The sequence below is a fragment of the Mixta intestinalis genome (assembly GCF_009914055.1).
GTDB classification, from domain to species: Bacteria; Pseudomonadota; Gammaproteobacteria; order Enterobacterales; family Enterobacteriaceae; genus Mixta; species Mixta intestinalis.
This window is the reverse complement of the sequence record NZ_CP028271.1, coordinates 49,228-70,334: the sequence shown is the minus strand read 5'-3', so window position 1 is coordinate 70,334 and position 21,107 is coordinate 49,228. Positions and strand designations below refer to the sequence as shown.

The following is a 21,107-nucleotide window of genomic DNA, read 5'->3' as shown; positions in this document are numbered from 1 at the left end:
CTGAATTGGGTATACTTAGGCCTTCCCATTCAGCCTTCGTAAGGATTGCTTGCATGTTCTCGCCCCGCTCCCGATCGGCATCCGTTACCGCGCCCGTGCCGTTTTACGAAAAGGTAAAACAGGCTATCAGCCAGAAGATCAGCGCAGGCGAATGGCGTCCACACGATCGTATTCCCTCCGAGGCGGAGCTGGTGGCACAGTTCGGCTTCAGCCGCATGACGATCAACCGTGCACTGCGAGAGCTTACCGATGAAGGCTGGCTGGTGCGTTTACAGGGCGTGGGCACTTTTGTTGCAGAACCTAAAGGCCAGTCGGCGCTGTTTGAAATTCGCAGCATCGCCGATGAAATTACAGCCCGCCATCATCAGCATCGCTGTCAGGTATTAAAGCTGGAGCAAACGGATGCCAGCTTTAACCTGGCGGCATCGCTGAACGTAGCGGAAGGTACGCCGATATTTCACTCGCTGATTATTCATTTCGAAAATGATATTCCGGTTCAGATAGAAGATCGCTGCGTTAATGCGGCGGCGGCACCGGAATATCTACAGCAGGATTTCACCCATACCACGCCGCACGCTTATCTTTCGCTGGTAGCACCGCTGACGGAAGGTGAGCATATCGTAGAGGCGGTTCGGGCGCGGCCTGAAGAGTGCGCACTGTTGCAGATTGAAGAAAGTGAGCCTTGTCTGCTGATCCATCGTCGCACCTGGTCAACCCAGCATATCGTTTCCCATGCGCGCCTGCTTTTTCCCGGATCGCGCTATCGCCTACAGGGACATTTTATGTCCTGATACTATCGCTCACGCAAAAGTAAACGGATTGTGAATGCGTGACAGCGTGCGCAAAATTACGCAAAAATCCTTTTCTCATTACTTCTTGATTTTAAAATAAAAAATCTAAAACGCTATCTCTCCTGCTTTTCCCCTCCATCTTAATACACTGATTATAAAAAGTTTTATTTGTATCTTAATTGTTAAAGCAGCATTTGCGCAGATTTGTATAGACAAGTATATATGTTTGCAGTCGCGCCCTGCCTCAGCGGGCCGAAATATTAATGCAAACCCACAGGAGTGAACTGCGATGTCGCAAAGCAAATACCGCAACCAGGAGATCCGCGCCCCGCGTGGAACCACGCTCAATGCCAAAAGCTGGCTGACTGAAGCGCCGCTGCGCATGTTAATGAATAACCTCGATCCCGACGTAGCGGAAAACCCACATGAGCTGGTGGTCTATGGCGGCATCGGTCGTGCGGCCCGTAACTGGGAATGCTTCGACGCCATTATCGCCACGTTGAAAGAGCTGGAAAACGATGAAACCTTGCTGGTGCAGTCCGGCAAGCCGGTTGGCGTATTTAAAACCCATGACAATGCACCGCGCGTGCTGATTGCTAACTCCAACCTGGTCCCGCACTGGGCCACCTGGGAGCACTTTAACGAACTGGATGCCAAAGGCCTGGCAATGTATGGCCAGATGACTGCCGGAAGCTGGATCTATATCGGCAGCCAGGGGATTGTGCAGGGAACCTATGAAACCTTTGTTGAGGCGGGCCGCCAGCATTATAACGGCGACCTGACCGGACGTTGGGTATTAACCGCCGGGCTCGGTGGAATGGGCGGCGCACAGCCGCTGGCGGCTACGCTCGCGGGTGCCAGTTCACTGAATATCGAGTGCCAGCAGAGCCGTATCGATTTTCGCCTGCGTACCCGCTACGTTGATGAGCAAGCCGCTTCTCTGGATGATGCGCTGGCGCGCATTAAAAAATATACCGCCGAAGGCAGAGCGGTGTCCGTGGCGCTGTGCGGCAATGCAGCGGAGATCCTGCCGGAGCTGGTCAAACGCGGCGTGCGTCCCGATATGGTTACCGATCAAACCAGCGCGCACGATCCGCTGCACGGCTATCTGCCTGCCGGCTGGAGCTGGGATGAGTATCAACGCCGCGCTGAAAGCGAACCACAGCAGGTAATAACCGCCGCCAAACGCTCAATGGCGGAGCATGTACGGGCGATGCTGGCGTTTAAAGCGATGGGCATTCCCACTTTCGACTACGGCAATAATATCCGCCAGATGGCGAAAGAGATGGGCGTCGAAAACGCTTTCGATTTTCCAGGCTTCGTCCCTGCCTATATTCGCCCCCTTTTCTGCCGCGGCATTGGCCCTTTCCGCTGGGTAGCGCTCTCCGGCGATCCGCAGGATATCTATAAAACCGACGCCAAAGTAAAAGAACTCATCAAGGATGATAAGCATCTGCATCACTGGCTGGATATGGCGCGTGAACGCATCAGCTTCCAGGGCTTGCCTGCCCGCATCTGCTGGGTAGGACTGGAGTGGCGTCAGAAGCTGGGGCTGGCGTTTAACGAAATGGTGCGTAGCGGCGAAGTTTCCGCGCCGATTGTGATTGGGCGCGATCATCTGGATTCCGGCTCGGTAGCCAGCCCTAACCGTGAAACCGAAGCAATGCGTGACGGTTCAGACGCGGTATCCGACTGGCCGCTGCTTAACGCACTGCTCAATACCGCTGGCGGTGCCACCTGGGTTTCGCTACACCACGGCGGTGGCGTAGGCATGGGCTTCTCGCAGCATGCCGGTATGGTGATCGTCTGCGACGGCACCGATGAGGCGGCGGCACGCATCGCCCGCGTACTACACAACGATCCGGCAACTGGCGTGATGCGTCATGCCGATGCCGGTTATGAAATTGCCATTAACTGCGCGGCAGAACAGAACCTTAATCTGCCGATGATTACTGCTGCTCAGGGGAAACGCTGATATGAATCTGACACTGACTCCCGGTACGCTCACGCTGGCACAGCTGCGTGAAGTTTACAGCCAGCCGGTTACCCTGTCGCTGGATGAAAGCGCTATTCCAGCGATTAACGCCAGCGTCGCCTGCGTAAACGCCATCCTTGCTGAAGGCCGCACCGCCTACGGTATCAATACCGGCTTCGGGCTGCTGGCGCAAACCCGTATCGCCGCAGAAGAGCTGGAAGATTTACAGCGCTCCCTGGTGCTTTCGCACGCGGCTGGAATCGGCGAACCGCTGGATGACAATCTGGTTCGTCTGATGATGGTGCTGAAGATCAATAGCCTGGCGCGCGGCTTTTCGGGTATTCGCCTGAAAGTGATTCAGGCGCTGATAGCGCTGGTTAATGCGCAGGTCTGCCCTTTTATCCCGGCTAAAGGCTCAGTAGGCGCTTCAGGCGATCTCGCTCCGCTGGCCCATATGTCGTTAACGCTGCTGGGCGAAGGCAGGGCGCGCTATCAGGGTGAATGGCTTCCCTCAGCCGAGGCGCTGAAAAAAGCAGGGCTGGAGCCGATTACGCTGGCGGCAAAAGAGGGGCTGGCGCTGCTTAACGGCACCCAGACCTCTACCGCTTTTGCACTGCGTGGGCTGTTCGAAGCGGAAGATTTGTTTGCTTCCGCCGTGGTTTGCGGCGCGTTAACCACCGAGGCAGTGCTTGGCTCACGTCGCCCCTTCGATCCACGTATTCATACGGCCCGCGGCCAGCGCGGTCAAATCGACGCGGCGGCGATGTTCCGTCATCTGCTGACGGAAAGCAGCGATATCGCCAGCTCGCATGAGAATTGCAGCAAGGTTCAGGATCCCTACTCACTGCGCTGCCAACCGCAGGTAATGGGTGCCTGTCTGACACAAATTCGCCAGGCCGCCGAAGTACTGCTGACCGAGGCCAACGCCGTTTCCGATAACCCGCTGGTATTTGCCGAAGAGAATGATGTTATCTCCGGCGGTAACTTCCACGCCGAACCGGTAGCGATGGCAGCGGATAATCTGGCATTAGCGATTGCCGAAATCGGCTCACTTTCCGAACGCCGCATCGCTCTGATGATGGACAAACATATGTCGCAGCTGCCGCCGTTCCTGGTGAAAAACGGCGGCGTAAATTCCGGCTTTATGATCGCTCAGGTTACCGCCGCTGCGCTGGCCAGCGAAAACAAAGCGTTGGCGCATCCGCACAGCATTGACAGCCTGCCGACCTCCGCCAACCAGGAAGACCATGTATCAATGGCACCCGCCGCTGGCAGACGCCTGTGGGAGATGGCGGCTAATACACGGGGCGTGATCGCCGTTGAGTGGCTTGCTGCCTGTCAGGGCATCGATTTACGCGAAGGGCTTAAAACCAGCCCGCTGCTGGAGAAAGCGCGGCATATCCTGCGTGAACAGGTGGCCTATTACAGTCGCGATCGCTTTTTCGCGCCTGATATTGAATCGGCAATTGCGCTTCTTTCTGCTCGCCATTTGACGGCGCTGCTGCCTGCCGAACTGCCCAGTTATCGGTAACTGTTGTTCTCTGTACCCTGCCGGGGGAAACCCCGGCCTCTCGCATATTCGTAGTCATACAACTATTCTCAGGACCCTGATATGCAACAACAAAAACCACACCTGCTGCGTGGGCTTAGCGCTCGCCATATCCGTTTTATCGCTCTCGGTTCTGCTATAGGCACCGGGCTTTTTTATGGCTCTGCCGCCGCCATTCAGGCCGCAGGACCTGCCGTACTGCTTGCCTATCTTATAGGTGGTGTAGCGGTATTTATCGTAATGCGTGCGCTGGGAGAAATGGCGGTACGCAATCCAATATCCGGTTCATTTGGCAGCTATGCGCGCCATTACCTCGGCCCGCTGGCGGGTTTTATTACCGGCTGGACCTATACATTTGAGATGATTATTGTCTGCCTGGCAGACGTTACCGCCTTCGGCATCTATATGGGATTATGGTATCCCGACGTTCCGCGCTGGATCTGGGTATTAAGCATTATCTTTTTTATCGGTTCGCTAAATCTGTGTCACGTTCGGGTATTTGGCGAAATAGAGTTTTGGCTGTCGCTGATTAAAGTCGCGGCGATTATCGCAATGATTGCCGCTGGCATCGGCGTAATTATGTTTGGTTTCGGCCATAGTTTTCCGGCTACCGGCATTGAGAATCTCTGGTCGCATGGCGGTTTTGCGCCAGAAGGCATTGGCGGCGTTGTCGCCTCGCTTGGTATTGTGATGTTTGCGTTTGGCGGTATTGAAATTATCGGGCATTACGGCAGCGGAAGCGCGCGATCCAGAGAAAGTAATCCCGCAGGCAATTAATACCATTCCGCTGCGTGTTATCCTGTTTTATGTCTGTACGCTGTTTATTTTGATGGCGATTTTTCCCTGGAGCAGTATTGGTCAACAGGGTAGTCCCTTCGTCTTGATTTTTGACGGTTTAGGGATGCCGGGGGCAGCCAGCGTGCTGAATATTATTGTGATTAGCGCGACGATCTCAGCAATCAACAGCGATATTTTTGGTGCCGGACGCATGATGTACGGCATGGCAAATGAAGGCATGGCGCCAAAAAGCTTTTTACGCATCGCCAGTAATGGTGTGCCGTGGATGACAGTGATCGTTATGGCGGTGGCGCTGCTGGGGGCCGTGGTGCTTAATTATTTGATCCCGGAACGCGTATTTGTGCTGATCGCGTCGCTGGCAGCTTTTGCAACGATTTGGGTCTGGCTGATGATCTTGCTCTCTCATTTTGCCATGCGCCGCAGTTTGTCAGTGCAGGAGCGTGAGAATATCCGCTTTCCGGTTCCGTTCTGGCCGATAGCGCCAGTAGTAACGCTGATGTTTATGGCGCTGGTCATTGGAGTGTTAGGTGCGGTAGCAGAAACGCGTCTGGCGCTTATCGCCGGTTTGATTTGGCTGATAATATTGACGGTTATTTATTTTTGGCGGATTAAAAAGCGTCCGGTGAATATTACGCTGGAACATACTGAAAGCTAAATTATTAAAGGGAGCCTTCGGGCTTCTTTTTTATTTTATCCCCGCTGGCGCCGGGAACACGTGTACAGGTCTGACCTGATTTGTTCGAGATGCGGTTTATCCCCGCTGGCGCGGGGAACACCGTACTGCGTTCCTGTGTCATCGCGACTGAGGCGGTTTATCCCCGCTGGCGCGGGGAACACGTAAGAAGATGCACAGCCGGGAGGACAGGAGCCGGTTTATCCCCGCTGGCGCGGGGAACACGTCAGCCGTCATATTACGCAGCGCCTGCCAGGCGGTTTATCCCCGCTGGCGCGGGGAACACTCTAAAATTATATTACTGATTTATAAATAAAAAAACAGCACCTAAAAATTCACCAACCTTTCCGTATTTTTAAAGAACCCTAAGCCTTTGAAATGAAAGAAATTTTTAAAAGCTGATTTTTAATTTTTCTACTCCACCGAAACCCTTTAAAAAACAAAAGGTAAAGCGGCAATAAAAATCAAATTAGCGTTACAAACGACAATATTACCATGCAAATTTCATACGCTAATGAACACATATCTCAGATTAAAAAAACAAAGGATTTATGAAAGTTTATTTTTACTTTTAGTCAATTAACTGCGCATAGGTTATAAATGAAAACCAGAAAAGACCGTTATTTTCTTTATTATTAAGAAACCAATTAATAAAGAGCAATTAATATGATATAATTGCATAACATCCAGTTGAAATATTTAATTCATTCTCAAAAGCTCTGTTCGAAACATATATTTTTCACAATAAAAATAAGGTATTAGCCAATCCGTTATTTATAAAAAGCGCAAAAAAAACGGCCCCTTGCGGAGCCGTTATCAAACGCATTGAAACCGAAAAACGTTATTTTTTCTTCGCTTTCGGGTTTGGCAGATCGGTAATGCTGCCTTCGAAGATTTCTGCTGCCAGGCCAACCGACTCGTGCAGCGTCGGGTGTGCGTGGATAGTCAGCGCGATATCTTCTGCGTCACAGCCCATTTCGATCGCCAGGCCAATTTCACCCAGCAGCTCGCCGCCGTTAGTACCAACGATAGCGCCACCGATAATACGATGCGTTTCTTTATCGAAAATCAGCTTGGTCATGCCATCAGCGCAGTCGGAAGCGATTGCACGGCCTGATGCCGCCCACGGGAAGGTTGCTGTTTCATAGCTGATACCCTTCTCTTTCGCTTCTTTCTCAGTCAGGCCAACCCATGCTACTTCCGGCTCGGTATAGGCGATGGACGGAATAACTTTCGGATCGAAGTAATGTTTTTTACCGGCGATAACTTCTGCTGCCACGTGGCCTTCATGTACGCCTTTGTGTGCCAGCATTGGCTGACCAACAATGTCACCGATAGCGTAGATATGCGGTACGTTGGTGCGCATTTGTTTATCAACACGGATAAAGCCGCGCTCGTCAACTTCCACGCCCGCTTTGCCAGCATCGAGGTTTTTACCGTTCGGTACACGGCCAATCGCTACCAGCACTGCGTCATAACGCTGCGCTTCGGTTGGCGCTTTTTTACCTTCCATAGAAACGTAGATACCATCTTCCTTCGCTTCCACTGCGGTAACTTTAGTTTCCAGCATCAGATTGAATTTCTTGCTGATGCGTTTGGTGAAGACCTTAACCACATCCTTATCAGCCGCCGGAATCACCTGGTCGAACATCTCAACCACGTCGATTTCTGAACCCAGCGCGTGATAAACGGTCCCCATTTCCAGACCGATAATACCGCCGCCCATGACCAGCATACGCTTCGGTACTTCTTTCAGCTCCAGCGCCGCAGTAGAATCCCATACGCGCGGATCTTCATGAGGAATAAACGGCAGCTGAATTGGACGAGAGCCCGCAGCGATAATCGCGTTATCGAAATTGATCGTGGTCGCGCCGTTTTCGCCTTCAACCACCAGCGTATTCGCACCGGTAAATTTACCCAAGCCGTTAACAACTTTTACCTTACGGCCTTTCGCCATCCCGGAGAGACCACCGGTCAGCTGATTGATAACTTTCTCTTTCCAGGTACGAATTTTGTCAATGTCAGTTTGCGGCTCACCGAAAACGATGCCGTGTTCCGCCAGCGCTTTGGCTTCTTCAATCACTTTAGCAACGTGCAGCAGCGCTTTAGAAGGGATACAGCCAACGTTAAGGCAAACACCGCCCAGGGTGCTGTAACGCTCTACCAGTACGGTCTCCAGACCTAAATCCGCACAACGAAAGGCTGCAGAGTAACCTGCAGGACCTGCCCCAAGCACCACTACCTGGGTTTTAATCTCTGTACTCATCATGACCTCTTAATTGACTTTCCGGCGGGTCAGACGTCACTTACCTGATTCACAGTACGCCCTTCATCCACCGGGACGCGTTCACCGCAAGAGTTTACAGAATTGTTAACAGACTGCAAACCGCTTCGGCTCCGTAAGATCCCATTTCCTTCATTCAGGCAGGTGGAGCGTAGATGACCTGACCTGCGAGAAGGCCGGCATAAGCCGGCCTTCATCGTTGTTACATCACCAGGCGGCGGATGTCGCTCAGGGTGTTGTTGATGATGGTAATGAAGCGCGCACCATCGGCGCCATCAATTACGCGGTGATCGAAGGAGAGAGAGATCGGCAGCATCAAGCGCGGCACAAACTCTTTACCATTCCAGACCGGCTCCATTGAGGATTTAGACACGCCCAGAATGGCCACTTCCGGCGCGTTGACAATCGGCGCAAAGTGGGTAGTACCCAGACCGCCGATACTGGAGATAGTAAAACAGCCGCCCTGCATTTCGCCAGCGGTTAATTTTCCATCACGCGCTTTTTTGGAGATCGTCATCAGTTCACGTGAAAGCTCAACGATGCCTTTTTTGTTAACATCTTTGAATACCGGAACCACCAGACCGTTAGGCGTATCTACCGCCACGCCGATGTTGATATATTTCTTCAACGTCAGCTTTTGGCCATCTTCAGAAAGCGAGCTGTTGAAGCGTGGCATCTGTTCCAGCGCGGCTGCAACGGCTTTCATGATGAAGACAACCGGCGTGATCTTCACATCCAGCTTACGCTTCTCGGCTTCCACGTTCTGCTGTTTACGGAACGCTTCCAGTTCGGTGATATCGGTTTTGTCGAAGTGCGTAACGTGCGGGATCATCACCCAGTTACGGCTGAGGTTCGCACCAGAAATTTTCTGAATCCGGCCCAGCTCAACTTCTTCCACTTCACCAAACTTGCTGAAGTCTACTTTCGGCCATGGCAGCATGCCCGGCAGACCACCACCGCTTGCAGCAACAGGCGCGGATTCAGCGCGTTTTATCGCCTCTTTCACGTAAGCCTGAACGTCTTCCTTGAGGATACGTCCTTTACGACCCGTACCCTTAACTTTTGCCAGGTTAACGCCAAATTCACGAGCCAGACGGCGGATAACCGGCGTGGCATGAACGTAAGCGTCATTCTCGGCAAACTCTTCTTTGCCGGACGCTTTCGGTGCAGCAGCAGACGGGGCCGCTTTCTCAGCCTGCGGCGCTGCCGATGGTGCAGACGCTTCCTGTTTTGCTGCCGGAGCGGCGGCGGGTGCGGCACCTTCCACTTCAAACAGCATAATCAGAGAGCCGGTGCTGACTTTATCGCCGGTGTTGATTTTGATCTCTTTTACGGTACCGGCAAACGGCGCGGGCACTTCCATCGAGGCTTTGTCGCCTTCAACCACGATCAGTGACTGTTCTGCGGTGACTTTATCGCCCACTTTAACCAGCACTTCCGTGACTTCCACTTCGTCACCGCCGATATCCGGCACGTTGACTTCTTTCGTTGCTGAACCGCCAGAGGCCGCTGGCGCGCTGGCCGCTTCCTCTTTCACCTGCGGTTTCGCCGCCGCCGCGTTACCGGATGCTGCGGTTTCGAAGACCATGATTAGTGAACCGGTGCTGACTTTATCGCCAGTGCTGATTTTGATCTCTTTAACCACACCCGCGAACGGTGCCGGGACTTCCATAGAGGCTTTGTCGCCTTCAACCACAATCAGCGACTGTTCGGCTTCGATTTTATCGCCTGGTTTTACCAGCACTTCGGTCACTTCGACTTCGTCGCTGCCGATATCTGGCACATTGACATCTTTGCTTTCTGCGGCGGCTGCCGGAGCAGGCTGCGCATCCGCTTTTTTCTCAGCGGCCGGAGCCGGTGCAGCTTCCGCTGCACCTTCAGCTTCAAAAATCATAATCAGCTTGCCGGTTTCCACTTTGTCACCGGTGTTGACTTTGATCTCTTTCACTACGCCCGCCTGCGGCGAAGGCACTTCCATCGACGCTTTGTCACCTTCAACGGTGATCAGTGACTGTTCTGTTTCAACTTTGTCGCCGACCTTTACCAGGATTTCGGTGACTTCAACTTCATCCGCACCGATATCCGGTACCTTGATTTCGATAGCCATTAATCTTTACCTCTTATGCCAGACGCGGGTTGACTTTATCGGCGTCGATATTGAATTTGCTAATGGCTTCCGCCACCACTTTCTTATCGATTTCACCGCGTTTAGCCAGTTCACCCAGCGCTGCCACCACAACATAGGATGCGTCTACTTCAAAGTGGTGACGCAGATTCTCACGGCTGTCAGAACGACCGAAGCCGTCGGTGCCCAGAACACGGTAGTCGCTGGCCGGAATGTAGCTGCGCACCTGTTCGGCAAACAGTTTCATATAGTCGGTAGAGGCTACTGCCGGTGCATCGTTCATTACCTGAGCGATGTAAGGCACGCGCGCTTCTTCAGTCGGGTGCAGCATGTTCCAGCGTTCGCAGTCCTGACCATCACGCGCCAGCTCGGTGAAAGAAGTCACGCTGTAGACGTCAGAGCCGATACCGTAATCTTTCGCCAGGATTTCTGCCGCTTCACGGACGTGACGCAGAATCGCACCAGAGCCCAGCAGCTGAACTTTACCTTTGCTGCCTTCCAGCGTTTCCAGCTTGTAGATACCCTTACGGATACCCTCTTCCGCGCCCTGCGGCATCGCTGGCATATGATAGTTTTCGTTCAGCGTGGTGATGTAGTAGTAGACGTTTTCCTGCGCGTCGCCATACATACGCGTCAGGCCATCCTGCATAATCACCGCCACTTCATAGGCGAAGGCCGGATCGTAGGAGATGCAGTTCGGGATAGTCAGCGCCTGAATATGGCTGTGACCATCTTCATGCTGCAAACCTTCGCCGTTCAGCGTGGTGCGTCCTGAAGTACCACCGATCAGGAAGCCGCGCGCCTGCTGGTCACCCGCCGCCCAGCAAAGATCGCCGATGCGCTGGAAGCCGAACATGGAGTAATAGATATAGAACGGGATCATCGGCAGGTTATTGGTGCTGTAAGACGTTGCCGCCGCCAGCCAGGATGCGCCTGCGCCCAGTTCGTTGATCCCTTCCTGCAAAATCTGACCTTTCTCGTCTTCTTTGTAGTACGCCACCTGCTCACGGTCCTGCGGGGTGTACTGCTGACCGTTCGGGCTGTAGATACCGATCTGACGGAACAGGCCTTCCATACCGAAGGTACGCGCTTCATCCGCAATGATCGGCACCAGACGATCTTTGATCGACGGGTTTTTCAGCATGACGTTCAGGGCGCGAACGAAAGCGATAGTGGTAGAGATCTCTTTATTCTGCTCTTCCAGCAGCGGGCGGAAATCTTCCAGCGTCGGCATTTCCAGCTTCTCGGTGAAGTTCGGCTGACGGCTCGGCAGATAACCGCCCAGCTTCTGACGCTGACCATGCAGATAGTTGTACTCTTCCGAATCTTTTTCGAAGGTCACATACGGCAGTTTTTCCAGCTCTTCATCCGCTACCGGCACATTGAAGCGATCGCGCACGTAGCGAACGCCTTCCATGTTCATTTTCTTAACCTGGTGCGCGATGTTTTTGCCTTCGGCGGAGTTGCCCATACCATAGCCTTTAATGGTATGCGCCAGGATGACCACCGGCTTGCCTTTGGTATCCTGCGCTTTTTTCAGCGCCGCGTAGATTTTCTTCGGATCGTGACCGCCGCGGTTCAGCGCGAAGATCTCTTCGTCAGACATATCTTTCACCAGCGCAGCGGTTTCCGGATATTTACCGAAGAAGTGCTCACGCACGTAAGCGCCATCGCGGGATTTAAAGGTCTGATAGTCGCCGTCAACGGTTTCGTTCATCAGCTGGATCAGCTTGCCGCTGGTATCTTTACGCAGCAGTTCATCCCAACGGCTGCCCCAGATCACTTTGATCACTTCCCAGCCAGCGCCGCCGAAGATGCCTTCCAGCTCGTTAATGATTTTGCCGTTACCGGTTACCGGGCCATCCAGACGTTGCAGGTTACAGTTGATAACGAAAACCAGGTTATCCAGCTTCTCGCGGGTAGCGATAGTGATGGCACCTTTAGATTCCGGCTCATCCATTTCACCGTCGCCGAGGAAAGCGTAAACGGTCTGAGCAGAGGTATCTTTCAGGCCACGGTGTTCCAGATATTTCAGGAACTTCGCCTGATAGATCGCTGACAGCGGGCCAAGGCCCATGGATACGGTCGGGAACTGCCAGAATTCCGGCAGCAGTTTCGGATGCGGGTAAGAAGGCAGACCGTTACCGTGAACTTCCTGACGGAAATTGTTCATCTGCTCTTCGGTCAGGCGTCCTTCAAGGAAAGCACGTGAGTAAACGCCGGGAGAAATATGGCCCTGGAAATAAACCAGATCGCCGCCGTCTTTATCGTTACGGGCGCGGAAGAAATGGTTAAAGCAGACTTCATAAATGGTGGCAGAGGACTGGAAGGAGGAAAGGTGTCCGCCCAGCTCCAGATCTTTTTTCGAGGCGCGCAGTACCGCCATGATGGCGTTCCAGCGAATCGCAGAACGAATGCGGCGCTCCAGAGAGGCGTTGCCCGGATATTCCGGTTCATCTTCAACGGCGATAGAGTTGATATAGTTGCCAACGGCGCTGCCTGCAGCAACCTTCACACCGCCCTTACGCGCTTCACTCAGCACCTGATCGATCAGGAACTGCGCACGCTCAACACCTTCTTCACGGATGACCGATTCGATCGCCTGTAGCCAGTCGCGGGTTTCGATCGGATCCACGTCATTATGTAAACGTTCTGACATGGGGGTATTCCTTATCTGTGTCTAATACGTTGAATTGTCTGGAGCCTGTCTCCCTGTATTCTGATTCATTGCAAAATGCAAGGAGACAGGCCCGTCGTTAGTTGCCGCGTATCCCTTCATCTTTCACCTGTTGGCGTCAAGCCAGTCTGCCTGGAGCCCGCCGCCCGGTAGTGCCGAACGACGAAACCGCTGCTGATGACCCGTAAACCACCACGCAAAATCCTGGGTTTATAAAATTACGCGTTATTCCTTACGTTGCTGTAAACGCCGCAGGGAGCGTTCACGACGCGTCTGCTCCCGACTTCTGTCCAGCAATATTTCCTCGATGAACGCCAGATGACGATGCGAAGCTTCGCGTGCCTTTTCCGGCTCGCGGGCAACAATCGCCTCAAAAATACTGGCGCGATGGTCGCTCACCTGCGCCAGCATTTCGCGGCGTGAGTAGAGCAATTCAAAATTCTGTCGCACGTTCTTTTCCAGCATCGGCCCCATAGATCGTAGCAAATGCAGCAGCACCACATTATGTGCCGCTTCCGTGACGGCAATTTGATACTGCATGACCGCATCAGCCTCAGCATCAAGATCGCCGCTCTGCTGGGCATGCTGAATGAGCAGATGGCAGTCGCGGATGCGTTGTAAATCTTCTTCAGTGCCACGCAGAGCAGCGTAGTAAGCGGCAATACCTTCAAGCGCGTGACGGGTTTCCAGCAGGTCGAACTGGGATTCAGGGTGATCGGCAAGCAGCCCAACCAGCGGATCGCTCAGGCTTTGCCACAGATTCTTCTGTACGAAGGTGCCACCGCCCTGACGACGCAGCAGCAGCCCTTTCGCTTCCAGGCGCTGTATGGCTTCCCGCAAAGAGGGGCGAGATACGTCGAACTGCTTAGCGAGTTCACGCTCCGGAAGAAGCTTTTCGCCCGGGCGCAACGTGCCCTCCATAATCAGGGATTCAAGCTGTTGCTCAATCGCATCGGAGAGCTTTGGTTGGCGAATCTTACTGTAGGCCATTGTCCCTTCTTCTGCCAGGCGCCGGAGTAAATTGGTAATACCAATTGAAAAAAAGTGACGCTAAAGTAACAAAGTATTCACCTTCTGTCTATACGGCATTGGCCAGAATCATGCGGAATACGATGTGGTAAAACGCCAGAAAACGGGGCTTAAAGTGCGCTATTTCCCACTTATCCGCCGATAAACTGACAAAAACTTCACCAACTCTCAGTTAAAATTAGACCGGTATCTTATTTTACGATATTCAAAAAAATTATTCGTGTTTATTCGCATTAACAGGCAAAAGTGGTCATAAAAAGAGTGGTGGGTGTGACGCAAAAAACGGCGTTGATAATATTCCGGGCGACTACACAGAAAGCAGGTGCAATCTTCCGCGCCTACCATTATTCTTTGCCCCTGGGTAGTCTTTTAGCTAAATTGACCTTCCCTATCTGTAAAATAATCGATACGAAAATCGTAATTATAAAATTACAAGACATGATGTCTGCCTTCTGACGCCCCAGCGCGCGCCGGTCGGCAAGGCAAAAAATGACTTAAGGGGTTTTATGGAACAACAGCAGGGCGAGACGCTTAAGCGGGGATTGAAGAACCGCCATATTCAGCTGATTGCATTGGGCGGCGCCGTCGGCACCGGCCTGTTTCTGGGAATTGGACAAACCATACAGATGGCCGGGCCGTCAGTGCTGCTAGGCTATGCCATCGGTGGATTTATCGCCTTTTTAATCATGCGCCAGCTGGGCGAAATGGTGGTAGAGGAGCCAGTCGCCGGTACATTTAGCCATTTTGCCTATAAATACTGGGGCAACTTTGCCGGTTTCGCCTCCGGCTGGAATTACTGGGTACTTTATGTACTGGTTGCGATGGCAGAGCTGACGGCGGTCGGTAAATATATCCAGGTCTGGTGGCCCGATTTTCCTTCCTGGGCCACCGCAGCGCTCTTCTTCATACTGATCAACGCCATTAACCTGACTAACGTCAAGGTGTATGGCGAGATGGAGTTCTGGTTTGCCATTATCAAAGTGGTGGCCGTGGTCGGTATGATTCTGTTTGGCGGCTGGCTGCTGCTGAGCGGCAACGGCGGCCCGGACGCCTCGGTCAGCAATATCTGGGCGCAGGGCGGCTTCTTTCCGCACGGCATCAGTGGGCTGGTCATGGCGATGACGGTCATCATGTTCTCCTTCGGCGGACTGGAGCTGGTTGGCATTACCGCCGCCGAAGCGGACGATCCGGGCAAAAGCATCCCACGCGCAACCAACCAGGTGATCTACCGCATCCTAATCTTCTATATCGGCTCGCTGGCGGTACTGCTGTCACTCTATCCGTGGGTTAAGGTCAACGGCGAAAGCAGCCCGTTCGTGATGATTTTCCACGATCTGGGCGAGAACCTGGTAGCTAACGTATTAAACATCGTGTTTCTGACGGCGGCGCTGTCGGTTTATAACAGCTGCGTTTACAGCAACAGCCGTATGCTGTACGGTCTGGCTAAACAGGGCAGCGGCCCGCAGGCGCTGCTGAAAGTCGATCGTCGCGGCGTGCCCTATGTGGCTCTGGGCGTCTCGGCGTTGGCTACGGCCATCTGCGTACTGATTAACTATTTGATGCCGGGCGAAGCTTTTGGCCTGCTGATGGCGTTAGTGGTGTCTGCACTGGTGATTAACTGGGCGATGATCAGCCTGGCACACCTGAAATTCCGTAAAGCTAAAGATCGTCAGGGCGTACAGACACGCTTCAAGGCGATTCTTTATCCGGCTGGCAACTGGCTTTGCCTTGCGTTTATGGGCGCAATTCTGGTGATTATGCTGATGACGCCGGGTATGGCGATCTCCGTCTGGCTGATTCCGGTCTGGCTGATCGTGCTGGCGATTGGCTACGCGATAAAGAACAAAACGCAGCGATCTTAATATTCCCCCGGGCGCCCGGTGCGCCCGCTTTCTTTTCATCGGACGTTACCCTCCTCACATTTTTTTCGTCGCAGTGATTTTGTCCATCTTCATGACCAGCCAGTATTAGCCGCCTAATCGTTAAGTCGTAATAATCATTCCACTGCTCAGTGGGAGAAAAAAGATGAACGGCTCTGCGCTTTCCTTTAAAGAGAAGCTGGGTTACGGCATGGGTGATGCGGGCTGCAATATGATCGGCGGCGCCATTATGCTGTTCCTTAACTACTTCTATACCGATGTTTTTGGCCTGGCACCCGCGCTGGTTGGGGTACTACTGCTTTCGGTACGCGTGCTGGATGCGGTTACCGATCCTGTTATGGGCGCCATTGCCGATCGCACCCAGAGCCGCTGGGGGCGCTTTCGTCCCTGGCTGCTGTGGGTTTCGCTGCCCTACGTTCTGTTCAGCGTGCTAATGTTTACCACGCCGAACTGGAGCTACGAATACAAGGTAATCTACGCCTTCGTCACCTACTTTTTGATGTCGCTGGCCTACACTGCTATCAACATCCCCTACTGCTCGCTGGGCGGCGTAATCACCAACGAGCCGCATGAGCGCGTCTCCTGCCAGTCTTACCGCTTTGTGATGGTCGGTATCGCCACGCTGATTCTTTCTCTGACGCTGCTGCCGATGACTGAATATTTCGGCGGCGGCGATAAAGCGCGCGGTTATCAGATGGCGATGGGCGTTATGGCGGTGATTGGGCTGCTGATGTTTCTCTACTGCTTCGCCACGGTACGCGAACGCATCCGTCCCGCAGTGCCCAGCAATGACGATCTGAAAAACGACTTGCGCGACGTATGGAAAAACGATCAGTGGGTGCGCATTCTGCTGCTGACCTTCTGCAACGTCTGCCCCGGCTTCATCCGTATGGCCGCCACTATGTATTACGTCACCTGGGTGATGGGGCAATCTACCCATTTCGCCACGCTGTTTATCAGCCTGGGCGTGGTAGGCATGATGATCGGCAGCACGCTGGCAAAGGTATTAACCGATCGCTGGTGCAAGCTGAAGGTCTTTTTCTGGACCAATATTGCGCTGGCTATTTTCTCCTGCGGTTTCTGGTTTCTCGATCCGCAGGCAACGCTGCTGGTAGCGGTAATGTATTTCCTGCTGAATATCCTGCATCAGATCCCTTCTCCGCTGCACTGGTCGCTGATGGCCGATGTGGATGATTACGGCGAGTGGAAAACCGGCAAACGCATTACCGGCATCAGCTTCTCTGGCAACCTGTTTTTCCTGAAGGTGGGGCTTGCCGTGGCGGGAGCAATGGTGGGCTTTTTGCTCTCACTATACGGTTATGATGCCGGGGCAAAACAGCAAAGCGCTACCGCCCTGGGTGGCATTACGCTGCTGTTTACCGTGATCCCGGGCATCGGCTATCTGATCACCGCTGGCGTGGTGCGCTTGTTAAAAGTCGATCGTCAGCTAATGCAGACCATTCAACAGGATCTGGCAAAACGCCGGGAAAACTACCGTGAGCTGAGCGCCCTGCGCGACGGCAAAGCATTTGATATCAAACCAGAAGGAACGGCATCATGATAACTCAGTGGCCTAATCCATTCATTGAACAGCGGGCAGATCCCTTCATTTTGCGCCATCAGGATCGCTACTACTTTATTGCCTCCGTTCCTGAATACGATCGGCTTGAACTGCGCTGCGCCAGCACCATTCTGGACCTCGTCCAGGCAGAGGCAACGGTAATCTGGCGCAAGCCCGACGTCGGCCCGCAGAGTGCATTAATCTGGGCACCGGAAATCCACCATATTAACGGGCAGTGGGTTATCTATTTTGCCGCCGCGCCGAGCCGCGAAATTAAAGAAGGGCTGTTTCAGCATCGAATGTATGCCCTGACCTGCGACGATGCCGATCCCCTTAGCGGACGCTGGGAAGATCGTGGCCGTATCCAGACGCCGCTTAACAGCTTTTCGCTGGACGCCACCACTTTCCACCATCAGGGCAGACAATGGTATCTGTGGGCGCAAAAAGATCCGGCGATTCCTGGCAACTCCAATCTTTATCTGGCGGAGCTGGAGAATCCCTGGACGCTGAAAGGCAGGCCGGTCATGCTGAGCCGCCCTGAATATGAGTGGGAGTGCGCCGGATTTAGCGTTAATGAAGGACCGGCGGTTATCCGCCACGGACAGCGGCTGTTTGTCAGCTACTCGGCGAGCGCCACTGATGAAAATTACTGTCTCGGTCTGCTATGGATCGATATCAATGACGATCCGCTACAGCCTGCGCACTGGAACAAATCGGCACGTCCGGTATTTACCACCAGCTGGGAAAACCGTCAGTACGGGCCGGGGCACAACAGCTTTACCGTGGATGAGGCGGGCAACGATCTGCTGGTCTATCACGCGCGCAACTATACGGAAATTGAAGGCGATCCGCTCTGGGACCCGAACCGCCATACACGGATTAAAACCCTGCGCTGGGATGCCAGCGGCATGCCTGACTTTGGCATACCGCCAGCCGATACCTCTGCGGAATTACACCAGCGTGCCGTAAATGGTGAGTAACGCCACCACCACCACAATCACCAGCGAAACCTTTTTCGCCAGCGATACGGCAATACGCGGCGTTTCCACGCTGTCGCAGCGCTCATCGCGCGCCAGCGAATACTGCGCCAGCTGGGTCAGTATCTGATACTGCGGGCGGCGTATGTCGCCCAGCGTGGCGAACCAGGCAGGCAGCGCCCGTTCGCCGTGCCCCAGCAGCGCATAGGCGACGCCTACCAACCGTACCGGTAACCAGTCAACCCAGTGCAGCACCCGATCGACGCCAGAATGGGCGCGCTCCAGCGGCGTGCAGTGCTTCGCCAGCCAGCTTTGCCAGGCGCGCAAAAACGCATAGCCGGTCAGCAATACTGGTCCGTAAGCGCCACCGATAACAAACCAGAACAGCGGTGCCAGATAGAAACGATAGTTAATCCACAGCAGCGCATTTTGCAGCTCGCGCAACATCTCACGCTGGTTGCACTCAACCGGCATACCGTGAATCAGCGTCAGCTCCTCCGCCATCGTGCCGCAGGCGTTCGCATCGCCGTGGCTGGCCGCCTTAAGATAAGCGTGATAGTGCAGGCGCATTGAACCGGCCCCGATACAGAGCAGGCCGATTAAAATCCAGAACAGCAGCTGTATTGCGCCAAAAAACAATCCGCGCAGAGAGAGGATAACGATCAGTACCAACAGCATCGCCACCAGCGTCATCGCCAGCGTGCGTCCCAGGGAAAAACGGTGACGCTGGCGAAAAAAAGGCTCAAGACGATGATCGAGCTGCCAGTGTTCACCCATTTTAAACAGGCGTTCCCAACCTAAAACTAATAATAAGGAAAAAAGCGTCATGCATTCCGCTCCGGTAAAGGTAAGCTGGCGGCCTCCGGCAGACCGCTCAGAAAACGTGCCCAGTCAAACGCAGGGCCGGGATCGGTTTTGCGTTGCGGGGCAATATCACTGTGCCCGGTAATCCGTGCGGGCGTAATAGGATAATATTGCAACAGCAGGCGCGTTATCGCCTGTAAAGCCTGATACTGCGCATCGGTATAAGGCAGCGTATCGGTACCTTCCAGTTCGATGCCGATAGAGAAATCGTTGCAGTTCTCCCTGCCCTGCCAGCAGGAAAGCCCCGCATGCCAGGCGCGCTTATCAAAGGGAACATACTGAACGATTTCGCCGTCACGCCGAATCAGGCAATGCGCAGCAACGCGCAGCTGGGCGATATCGGCAAAGTAAGGATGTGCCGTAGGATCGAGCGTGCCGGTAAACAGCGCATCGATCCACGGGCCACCAAACTCACCGGGCGGCAGGCTGATGTTATGCACCACCAGCAGGCTTGGCGTTTCTTCTTCCGGGCGCAGGTTAAAATGCGGCGAAGGCACATGGCGTACGCCCGTCAGCCAGCCCTCTTTTATCTCCATGGCATGATCCTCCCGTTGCTTTTTTCATACAGCCTACCATGAATTCAGCGCCTGCTTTGCATTCCTTATGCCACGTTTAAAAGCAGGTTTGCAGCACTTCACGAATCTTTAATGCGCATCAGCCAGACAGAAGTCGCCTCCCTTATGTGGCTATACGCCACTGTCGCCATTAATATCGCGCGGATCTATCACCACCCGTTTAACGCGCAACGCGCCAGCCTGTGACATAACATCGCCTTTGTTTAGCCGACTAAACTTTTTATCCCTTATCTGGTATGCAGACGATGTTCAGGCTACAGTATGCGCATCGTTTAAAACTGAACGGAAATCTTATGACACAGCGACGTTATAACCCTGAACATCGACGTACAGCCCTGCTTTCCCGTATCGCTGATGATATACCTGGCGCAGTAGCGCAGGCATTAAAAGAAGATCTGGGTGGAGAAGCCAATGCTGATAACGACATCACCGCCAGCCTGCTACCCGCCGATAAACAGGCGCAGGCTACCGTCATTACGCGTGAAGCGGGTGTTTTCTGTGGTAAACGCTGGGTAGAAGAAGTTTTTATTCAACTGGGCAATCAGGCACGGCTGGAATGGTACGTGGCGGATGGTGACGCTATTCAGCCGGATCAGAAGCTGTTTACCGTTTCCGGCCCGGCACGCCTGTTGTTAACCGCTGAACGTACCGCGCTGAACTTTGTGCAGACACTCTCCGGCGTCGCCAGCGAAGTCAGCCGTTACGTCAGCCTGCTGGAAGGGACACAAACCCGCCTGCTCGATACGCGTAAAACCCTGCCGGGGCTGCGTACCGCGCTAAAATATGCGGTGCTTTGCGGCGGTGGCGAAAACCATCGCCTTGGCCTGTCAGATGCGTTCCTTATTAAGGAAAACCATATTATTGCCGCAGGCTCAATTCGTCAGGCAGTAGAGAAAGCGCTCTGGCTGCACCCGGACGTACCGGTTGAGGTGGAAGTTGAAACCCTCGATGAACTGCAACAGTCGCTGGCCGCCGGTGCGGATATCGTGATGCTGGATAACTTTACCCTCGATCAGATGCGCGAAGCGGTAGCCATTACCCAGGGACAAGCGCTGCTGGAGGTGTCCGGTAACGTTACCGAACATACGCTGCGCAGCTTCGCAGAAACCGGCGTGGACTATATTTCTGTGGGTGCGTTAACCAAGCATGTTCATGCACTCGATCTTTCGATGCGTTTTCACCCGGCATCCCTTTCCTGATTTCTTCCACAACGTTTGCTGATTGCGTGGCGTCCTGTGCGCCACATTTCTCTTCTGATGCCATAAATTGCGAGCCAGCTTCCAGATAAATTTGGTTATTCGCAACGCAATAAAAGCGCTTACACACGGCCTTCCAACTTACTGATTCCC

At 53.6% G+C, this 21,107-nt stretch carries 13 protein-coding genes, 1 pseudogene and 1 CRISPR repeat array; of the genes and pseudogenes, 8 read left to right on the top strand and 6 right to left on the bottom strand.

Annotated elements, in window-relative coordinates; all coding sequences use genetic code 11:
• The first annotated feature begins 53 nt into the window (after positions 1-53).
• The 4 genes and pseudogenes from C7M51_RS00290 (at position 54) to C7M51_RS00275 (ending at position 5,768) form a co-directional block, all read left to right on the top strand.
• A complete protein-coding gene (locus C7M51_RS00290) occupies positions 54-791 on the top strand; it encodes a histidine utilization repressor (protein ID WP_160619629.1) in 738 nt (245 codons plus the stop codon).
• A gap of 289 nt (positions 792-1,080) precedes the next feature.
• A complete protein-coding gene (hutU, locus tag C7M51_RS00285) occupies positions 1,081-2,766 on the top strand; it encodes a urocanate hydratase (protein WP_160619628.1) in 1,686 nt (561 codons plus the stop codon).
• A 1-nt stretch (position 2,767) separates the two neighbouring features.
• Positions 2,768-4,297: a histidine ammonia-lyase gene (gene hutH, locus C7M51_RS00280; protein WP_160619627.1), complete on the top strand. Its 1,530-nt coding sequence runs from the start codon at positions 2,768-2,770 to the stop codon at positions 4,295-4,297.
• Positions 4,298-4,378: 81 nt separating this feature from the next.
• A pseudogene (locus C7M51_RS00275) lies at positions 4,379-5,768 on the top strand (amino acid permease).
• 31 nt (positions 5,769-5,799) lie between these two features.
• Positions 5,800-6,072: a CRISPR direct-repeat array (repeat unit 29 nt; unit sequence CGGTTTATCCCCGCTGGCGCGGGGAACAC).
• A 555-nt stretch (positions 6,073-6,627) separates the two neighbouring features.
• Here C7M51_RS00275 and lpdA read toward each other — a convergent pair.
• The 4 genes from lpdA to pdhR all read right to left on the bottom strand — a co-directional run bounded on the left by lpdA (position 6,628) and on the right by pdhR (position 13,862).
• Entirely contained in the window at positions 6,628-8,052 is a 1,425-nt protein-coding gene (lpdA, locus tag C7M51_RS00270) for a dihydrolipoyl dehydrogenase (protein WP_160619626.1), read from the bottom strand.
• A 220-nt stretch (positions 8,053-8,272) separates the two neighbouring features.
• Positions 8,273-10,177, bottom strand: a complete 1,905-nt coding sequence (aceF, locus tag C7M51_RS00265; protein ID WP_160619625.1) for a pyruvate dehydrogenase complex dihydrolipoyllysine-residue acetyltransferase — start codon at positions 10,175-10,177, stop codon at positions 8,273-8,275.
• A 13-nt stretch (positions 10,178-10,190) separates the two neighbouring features.
• Positions 10,191-12,854 (bottom strand): pyruvate dehydrogenase (acetyl-transferring), homodimeric type, encoded by a 2,664-nt coding sequence (aceE, locus tag C7M51_RS00260; protein WP_160619624.1) that lies wholly within the window; start codon positions 12,852-12,854, stop codon positions 10,191-10,193.
• Positions 12,855-13,097: 243 nt separating this feature from the next.
• Positions 13,098-13,862: a pyruvate dehydrogenase complex transcriptional repressor PdhR gene (gene pdhR, locus C7M51_RS00255; RefSeq protein ID WP_160619623.1), complete on the bottom strand. Its 765-nt coding sequence runs from the start codon at positions 13,860-13,862 to the stop codon at positions 13,098-13,100.
• A gap of 545 nt (positions 13,863-14,407) precedes the next feature.
• On the opposite strand from pdhR, the gene aroP reads away from it, so the two are divergent.
• The 3 genes from aroP to C7M51_RS00240 all read left to right on the top strand — a co-directional run bounded on the left by aroP (position 14,408) and on the right by C7M51_RS00240 (position 18,322).
• Positions 14,408-15,763 carry an aromatic amino acid transporter AroP gene (aroP, locus tag C7M51_RS00250; RefSeq protein ID WP_160619622.1) on the top strand — a complete coding sequence of 452 codons (1,356 nt, stop codon included), beginning with the start codon at positions 14,408-14,410 and terminating at the stop codon, positions 15,761-15,763.
• A gap of 163 nt (positions 15,764-15,926) precedes the next feature.
• Entirely contained in the window at positions 15,927-17,342 is a 1,416-nt protein-coding gene (locus tag C7M51_RS00245; RefSeq protein WP_160619621.1) for a glycoside-pentoside-hexuronide (GPH):cation symporter, read from the top strand.
• On the top strand, positions 17,339-18,322 hold the full coding sequence (locus C7M51_RS00240; RefSeq protein WP_160619620.1) for a glycoside hydrolase family 43 protein: 984 nt from the start codon (positions 17,339-17,341) through the stop codon (positions 18,320-18,322). Before C7M51_RS00245 ends, C7M51_RS00240 begins: the two co-directional genes overlap by 4 nt.
• Here the strand turns inward: C7M51_RS00240 and ampE are convergent.
• Positions 18,293-19,147 carry a beta-lactamase regulator AmpE gene (gene ampE / locus C7M51_RS00235; protein WP_160619619.1) on the bottom strand — a complete coding sequence of 285 codons (855 nt, stop codon included), beginning with the start codon at positions 19,145-19,147 and terminating at the stop codon, positions 18,293-18,295. The two genes, C7M51_RS00240 and ampE, sit on opposite strands and share 30 nt — an antisense overlap.
• Positions 19,144-19,719, bottom strand: coding sequence for a 1,6-anhydro-N-acetylmuramyl-L-alanine amidase AmpD (gene ampD / locus C7M51_RS00230; RefSeq protein ID WP_160619618.1), 576 nt, complete (start codon positions 19,717-19,719; stop codon positions 19,144-19,146). Before ampD ends, ampE begins: the two co-directional genes overlap by 4 nt.
• A gap of 332 nt (positions 19,720-20,051) precedes the next feature.
• Between ampD and nadC the strand changes: the two genes are divergently transcribed.
• Positions 20,052-20,957, top strand: coding sequence for a carboxylating nicotinate-nucleotide diphosphorylase (nadC, locus tag C7M51_RS00225; RefSeq protein WP_160619617.1), 906 nt, complete (start codon positions 20,052-20,054; stop codon positions 20,955-20,957).
• Positions 20,958-21,107: the final 150 nt, after the last annotated feature.

Coding starts and splice junctions, on each gene's coding strand:
- ampD (WP_160619618.1), bottom strand. CDS start 19,719: ATGGAGATAAAAGAGGGCTGGCTGACGGGCGTACGCCATGTGCCTTCG.
- C7M51_RS00290 (WP_160619629.1), top strand. CDS start 54: ATGTTCTCGCCCCGCTCCCGATCGGCATCCGTTACCGCGCCCGTGCCG.
- hutU (WP_160619628.1), top strand. CDS start 1,081: ATGTCGCAAAGCAAATACCGCAACCAGGAGATCCGCGCCCCGCGTGGA.
- aceF (WP_160619625.1), bottom strand. CDS start 10,177: ATGGCTATCGAAATCAAGGTACCGGATATCGGTGCGGATGAAGTTGAA.
- hutH (WP_160619627.1), top strand. CDS start 2,768: ATGAATCTGACACTGACTCCCGGTACGCTCACGCTGGCACAGCTGCGT.
- C7M51_RS00240 (WP_160619620.1), top strand. CDS start 17,339: ATGATAACTCAGTGGCCTAATCCATTCATTGAACAGCGGGCAGATCCC.
- ampE (WP_160619619.1), bottom strand. CDS start 19,147: ATGACGCTTTTTTCCTTATTATTAGTTTTAGGTTGGGAACGCCTGTTT.
- nadC (WP_160619617.1), top strand. CDS start 20,052: ATGACACAGCGACGTTATAACCCTGAACATCGACGTACAGCCCTGCTT.
- aceE (WP_160619624.1), bottom strand. CDS start 12,854: ATGTCAGAACGTTTACATAATGACGTGGATCCGATCGAAACCCGCGAC.
- pdhR (WP_160619623.1), bottom strand. CDS start 13,862: ATGGCCTACAGTAAGATTCGCCAACCAAAGCTCTCCGATGCGATTGAG.
- aroP (WP_160619622.1), top strand. CDS start 14,408: ATGGAACAACAGCAGGGCGAGACGCTTAAGCGGGGATTGAAGAACCGC.
- lpdA (WP_160619626.1), bottom strand. CDS start 8,052: ATGAGTACAGAGATTAAAACCCAGGTAGTGGTGCTTGGGGCAGGTCCT.
- C7M51_RS00245 (WP_160619621.1), top strand. CDS start 15,927: ATGAACGGCTCTGCGCTTTCCTTTAAAGAGAAGCTGGGTTACGGCATG.